Annotated in this window: 6 protein-coding genes and 1 pseudogene; 1 reads left to right on the top strand and 6 read right to left on the bottom strand. The window is 62.8% G+C overall.

Features of this window, described 5'->3' with window-relative positions; genetic code table 11:
• The 4 genes from rpsT to ACXJ7R_RS23835 all read right to left on the bottom strand — a co-directional run.
• Positions 1-212, bottom strand: a 212-nt coding sequence (rpsT, locus tag ACXJ7R_RS23850) for a 30S ribosomal protein S20 (RefSeq protein WP_457153987.1), incomplete at its 3' end; no start/stop codon positions are given.
• 160 nt (positions 213-372) lie between these two features.
• Positions 373-1,146: an enoyl-CoA hydratase gene (locus ACXJ7R_RS23845; RefSeq protein WP_457153986.1), complete on the bottom strand. Its 774-nt coding sequence runs from the start codon at positions 1,144-1,146 to the stop codon at positions 373-375.
• A 159-nt stretch (positions 1,147-1,305) separates the two neighbouring features.
• Positions 1,306-2,196: a bifunctional DNA-formamidopyrimidine glycosylase/DNA-(apurinic or apyrimidinic site) lyase gene (gene mutM, locus ACXJ7R_RS23840; RefSeq protein WP_457153985.1), complete on the bottom strand. Its 891-nt coding sequence runs from the start codon at positions 2,194-2,196 to the stop codon at positions 1,306-1,308.
• Complete coding sequence (locus ACXJ7R_RS23835; protein ID WP_457153984.1) at positions 2,189-3,430, bottom strand: phosphopentomutase; 1,242 nt, start codon at positions 3,428-3,430, stop codon at positions 2,189-2,191. Before ACXJ7R_RS23835 ends, mutM begins: the two co-directional genes overlap by 8 nt.
• Positions 3,431-3,710: 280 nt before the next feature.
• On the opposite strand from ACXJ7R_RS23835, the gene ACXJ7R_RS23830 reads away from it, so the two are divergent.
• Positions 3,711-4,661: a phosphate/phosphite/phosphonate ABC transporter substrate-binding protein gene (locus tag ACXJ7R_RS23830; protein ID WP_457153983.1), complete on the top strand. Its 951-nt coding sequence runs from the start codon at positions 3,711-3,713 to the stop codon at positions 4,659-4,661.
• A 45-nt stretch (positions 4,662-4,706) separates the two neighbouring features.
• Here ACXJ7R_RS23830 and ACXJ7R_RS23825 read toward each other — a convergent pair whose 3' ends face one another.
• Together ACXJ7R_RS23825 and ACXJ7R_RS23820 are read right to left on the bottom strand one after the other, a co-directional pair.
• Positions 4,707-5,318: a TadE/TadG family type IV pilus assembly protein gene (locus ACXJ7R_RS23825; protein ID WP_457153988.1), complete on the bottom strand. Its 612-nt coding sequence runs from the start codon at positions 5,316-5,318 to the stop codon at positions 4,707-4,709.
• Between the two features lie 45 nt (positions 5,319-5,363).
• Positions 5,364-5,526 (bottom strand): annotated as a pseudogene (locus ACXJ7R_RS23820) (TadE/TadG family type IV pilus assembly protein); the annotation flags it as partial.

Genomic DNA, 5,526 nt, shown 5'->3' with positions numbered 1-5,526 from the left:
GTGTTCTTGTGGATCACGCCCTTGGTTGCGGCGCGCATCAATTCCGGCTCCGCGATCTTGAACGCAGCCTGTGCGGCAGCCTTGTCGCCGGAGGCAAGTGCCTCTTCGACCTGGCGGATATAGGTGCGGACGCGCGAGCGACGGTTCTTGTTGACCGCCGCGCGGCGTGCGATCTTGCGCGTTGCCTTTTTGGCCGAGGATGTATTGGCCATGATGCCTCTCTTCTGATCTGGTCGGCGCATGCGGGATGCCGCAGGGCGCAAAAAACAAACGGGCAGCCACGGGGCCGCCTCGGTTGGTGCGGCTTATAGTTCAGCTTTTCCGGCGCGTCAACGCTGCCTGGCCTTCTTTTTGGCGGCTATCAAACTGGCGTCAGCGGTTGCTGAAATTCGGCTTCCGCTTCTCGGTGAAGGCCGCCATGCCTTCCTTCTGGTCCTCGAGCGCGAACAGCGAGTGAAACAGTCGGCGCTCGAAGCGCAATCCCTCGGCGAGCGTTGTCTCAAAGGCGCGGTTGACAGCCTCCTTGGCCATCATCACCGATGGCAGTGAGAAGTCGGCGATCCTGGCAGCCGCCTTCAGCGCCTCCTCGACGAGCTCGCCGGCAGGTACGACCCGCGACACCAGGCCCGAACGCTCGGCTTCGGCTGCATCCATCATCCGCCCGGTCAGGCACATGTCCATCGCCTTCGACTTGCCGACGAAGCGGGTCAGCCGTTGCGACCCGCCCATGCCGGGAATGACGCCGAGCGTGATTTCGGGTTGGCCGAACTTGGCCGTGTCGGCGGCAATGATGAAGTCGCACATCATCGCCAGCTCGCAGCCGCCGCCCAGCGCATAGCCGGCCACCGCAGCGATGATCGGCTTCCGCGCCCGCGTAAACTCCTCCCAGCCGACGAAGAAGTCTTGGCAGTACGCATCCACATAGGAGATTGCCTGCATCTCCTTGATATCGGCGCCGGCGGCGAAGGCTTTTTCGGAACCGGTGATGACCATGGCGCCGATGCCGGCATCGGCGCCGAAACCGTTCACGGCTGCCACCAGTTCGGCCAGGATCTGGGAATTCAGCGCGTTGAGCGCCTGTGGCCTGTTCAGCGTGATCAACCCGACCTTGCCGCGCGCTTCGGTGACGATCGTCTCATAGGCCATGACTTGCTTCTCCTCGCTCGCCCATCGTCCAGAGCGGGTCATCGTTTCACGGAAACGCGGAACCCGTCTATCTCCTTGTTTTGATGCAACTCCCTAGGGAAAGCGCTACGCGCTTTTCCCAGGAAAGCCGTCTCGCACGTTTCCTGGAACTGCTCTAACTCACCGCTGACACGTCCGGCAATAGAAGGTCGATCGGCCGCTCTGCACGATCCGCTCGATGTGGCCGCTACAGCCGGGTTTCGAGCAAGGCTCACCCTCGCGGTCGTAGACGGCGAAGGAATGCTGGAAGTAGCCCAGCGATCCATCAGCCTGCATATAGTCCCTGAGCGAGGATCCGCCGGCCGCGATCGCATCTGATATCACCGAGCGAATGGCTTCGGCGAGGCGCTCGCTTTGAGCCTGGGCCTTCTTCCCGGGCTTGGCGATCGTGCCCGCCTCGCGCAGCGGCGACAGGCTGGCGCGCCACAGCGCCTCCGAGACATAGATGTTGCCGAGCCCGRCGATCAGTCTCTGGTCGAGAAGCGCTGCCTTCAGCGGTGATCGCCGCCCTTTCATCAATGAGGCAAGCAGCGGGCCGTCCAATGTGTTGCCGGTTGGCTCAACGCCGAGCCCTGCCAGCATCGGATGGACATCCGGCGGTCCTTCGGCAAACAACATGAAGCCGAAGCGGCGCGGATCATTGAAGATCACGCGCGAACTGGCGCCGCCCACGGATACGACATGGAAGACGACGTGGTCGTGGTTGGAGCTCTTCGAGCGGTCGTGGTGGAAGATACCAGGCATGTCGCTGCCATCCGCCGTCTCGATGCGGAATGAGCCCGACATGCCGAGATGGCAGATCAGCACCGGACCGCCTTCAACGTCCATCGTCAGATATTTGGCCCGGCGGCCGAGCGCGGTGATCGTCTTGCCGGTCAGCCGCTGCGAGAATTTTTCGGGAAATGGAAAGCGCAAATCCGGTCGGCGCGCCTCGACACGGGTGATGGTGGCGCCTTCCAGAACCGGCTGCAGCCCACGCCGGACCGTTTCGACCTCGGGCAGTTCAGGCATGGCCGCCAATCGCTGCATAGAAAGACGTGCCGTAACGGCCGGCCGCCAGCCCAAGATGCTCCGCCACGGTTTCACCGATGTCGGCGAATGTCGTTCTCAGTCCGATGTCACCGCCCTTGAAAGCCGGTCCGGTGCCGATCACCGGAATGCGTTCGCGCGTATGGTCGGTCCCGCGCCAGGTCGGATCGTTGCCATGGTCGGCCGTCAGGATGAGAAGATCGCCCTGCCGCAGCCTTGCAAATGCCTCCGGGAGCCGCCGGTCGAAGGCCTCGAGCGCGGCAGCATAACCCGCAACGTCGCGGCGATGCCCGAATTCGGTGTCGAAGTCGACGAAATTGGCGAAGACGAGGTCGCCATCGCCGGCATCATCCATCGCGCCCAGCGCCTCGTCGAACATGGCCATGTTGCCCGCCGCCTTGCGCACTTGCGAAATTCCGCGATGGGCGAAGATGTCGCCGATCTTGCCGATCGCGATGACACGGCTGCCACGCGCCGTCAGCCGGTCGAGCAGGGTCGGCTCCGGTGGCGGCACCGCGTAATCATGACGGTTGTAGGTTCGCTCGAAGGTCGCGGTGGTTTCGCCGACGAACGGCCGTGCAATCACCCGCCCGATCCTCAGCGGGTCAACCAGTCTGCGCACCACCTTGCAGAATTCATAAAGCCGCTCGAGGCCGAAATGGGTTTCATGCGCGGCAATTTGCAGGACCGAGTCGACCGACGTGTAGCAAATCGGCTTGCCGGTACGGATGTGCTCCTCGCCGAACCGCTCGATGATTTCGGTGCCCGGCGCATGACAGTTGCCGAGAATGCCCGGCACCTTGCCCTCGCGGATGATCGCCTCGGTCAGATCCGCCGGAAAGGCGGGAACCGTATCCGGGAAATAGCCCCAGTCGAATCGCACCGGCAGGCCGGCGATTTCCCAATGGCCCGACGGCGTGTCCTTGCCGCTCGAAACCTCTTGCGCCGCGCCGTGGAAGGCCGTGGTGAGCAGATCCGTGCCGCTGCTCGCGAAGCCCAGTCCCGTGGCGGTTTCGGCGGCCTTGCCAAGCCCGAGCGAGGCCATGTAGGGGACAAACAGCGGTCCACTGCGAAGCCCTTCGCGATCCGCGCGGCCTTCGGCACAGGCTTCCGTGATGTGCGCGAATGTGTTGGCACCTGCGTCGCCATAGCGGTCGGCGTCGGCCGCCCCGCCGATGCCGAAGGAGTCCAGAACGAAGAGGAAAGCGCGCGCCATCGAATTGTTGCCAGTTTGAACGCCCAGACATAGGGTTCCGCGACTTCGTTGGCAATTCGGAAACCAAACGGCAACGACCAGGCGTGATAGTCCGATGCATGTCGCCCAAAAGTGYGCCGCGGCTTTGGGGCAACGACACGCATAAACTGAGAATGCATGTCGCCCAAAAGTGCGCGGCGCTTTTGGGGCAACGACATGCATGGTGCGTGGCGGTTTTGGCATGTCGCAACGATGCGGCGGGCAAGGGCATGGATCAAGGAAAGCAGACGGCGGTTCTGTCATGAGGGTTACCCTGAAGGCATACGCCGCTCTCATGCTGGTGCAGGGTGCGCTCTGGTCCAATCCGGCGCATGCCGACTGGCGCGATGATATCGGCACGTTCCGCATCGGCATTGTTGCCGAGCCAGGCGCCGGCAACACCGTTCCGGGGCTGGCACGGTTGACCGACGCCTATACCAAGGCCTTGGGGATGAAGGTCGAGATTGTCGTCGCCCGCGACTATGCCGCGCTGATCGAGGCGCAGGCCAATGCCCGCATCGAATACGCGATCTATTCGGCGACCGCCTACGCGACGGCGTCGCAACGCTGCGGATGCATCGAGCCGCTTGTGGCTCCGGTCGATTTTGACGGCGCGATCGGCATCCGCTCCGTTCTCTTGACGCGCGACGGCAAGCTGCCTGATCTGGCGGCAATGGAAAGCCATCGCATCGCCATGGCCCCTTCGGACAGCGTCGGCGGTTCTCTGTTGCCATTGGCGGCGTTGACTGCGGAAGGCCGCAAGATTGCGCAAGATGCACCATTTCTGGTCCATGCCGAGTCGGCTGCGGCGGCGGAAACGATGCTGCTCGATGGCAAGGCCGATAGCCTGTTCGGCTGGGTAACGGCCGCTGCCGACGGCCGGCCGGAAGCATCGGGCACTCAAGCCTCAGGCGCGCAGGCATCGGGCACCCAGGCGAGGCTCGAAGCTGCGGGACTTTCGGCAGCGGCGCTTCAGGTCGTATGGGCGTCAGGCCTGCTGAGATATGGTCCCCACGCCGTCCGCAGCGACCTCGATCCGGAAGCCAAGCGCCGGCTCACCGTCTTCCTCACCAACCTCAAGTCGATGACGCCAGACATCTACGATCTCCTGGAATCAAAGCATTCCGGTGGCTTCGCTATCGTGGTGCCAAAGGATTACGACATGGCCGCCGCTGTCGTGCGCTTCGTCGCGGGCAGTGGTCCGGGGCAGTAACGCGAGGCTTTGGAGCGGTTTTGCGAGCGGCTCAGCGGTCCCGGTTCAGCAATCGCCGCAAGGGATCGTCACGCTTCTACGCGGACGCAGATAGTAGGACTCGCCCATCGTCAGGGCGTTGAAAGCCGTGGTCAATCCAAGCTTCTGTTGGCTGCCCGCCGACCAAGTGATGACCGGCTTGTAGCCAAGAGTGCTGTCGACGCGAATGAGGAAGGTGCCGGCGACCTTGAGTTTTGCTGGAACCGTGGTGGTGGTGGGGCCAGTGCTGGCGACGCCATTGACCAGTTTGCGCGACCACACCACTTGCACCAGCGGCGTTGCGTCGGTCGTGACCTGTATGGCCGTGATGGTGATGCYCGGGACCGAGCGGTTGTAGGGCTGAAGGGTGACGGCGCCGATCGCCATGATGGCGTCGATATCCGCCTTGACGACTGTCGTCTGCTGGGTGACGAGATCAGCCACCATGCTGCCGAGACGACTGACCTTCTTGCTGGTCTCGATGGCTTGTGACGCCTCCATGGTGATGAAATACATGGCCAGCAGAAGAGGCATGATCAAGGCGAACTCGACTGCCGCGATACCGCGGCGATCGGACCCGAATCGAATTGCTGTGCGCCAAATTCCTGAAGTCTTGAGATGTGCCCCCGCACGCATCATGCCCATTGCCCTCTTTCTTTTACTGCTCGTGCATCCGCCTCGAACTCAATTGTCGAACGGCTCGTTCTGCCAGGTTACCGACGCGAAATGCAGGGTCTTGTTGCCGCCCATCGACTGGGCCAGTAGATCGGTCATGATCGGCCATTTGTAAAAGACCCGCAGCATGTTCTTCGATTCCGCAGCACCCGCCGTAACGGCAAAGGACTGG

The sequence above is a fragment of the Mesorhizobium sp. P5_C1 genome (genome assembly GCF_054049815.1).
The sequence above is the reverse complement of the archived record's forward strand: the minus strand, read 5'-3'. Positions and strand labels throughout refer to the sequence as shown.

Excerpts from the sequence above, each read along its gene's own strand:
- ACXJ7R_RS23845 (WP_457153986.1), bottom strand. The coding sequence starts at position 1,146 with ATGGCCTATGAGACGATCGTCACCGAAGCGCGCGGCAAGGTCGGGTTG.
- ACXJ7R_RS23835 (WP_457153984.1), bottom strand. The coding sequence starts at position 3,430 with ATGGCGCGCGCTTTCCTCTTCGTTCTGGACTCCTTCGGCATCGGCGGG.
- ACXJ7R_RS23830 (WP_457153983.1), top strand. The coding sequence starts at position 3,711 with ATGAGGGTTACCCTGAAGGCATACGCCGCTCTCATGCTGGTGCAGGGT.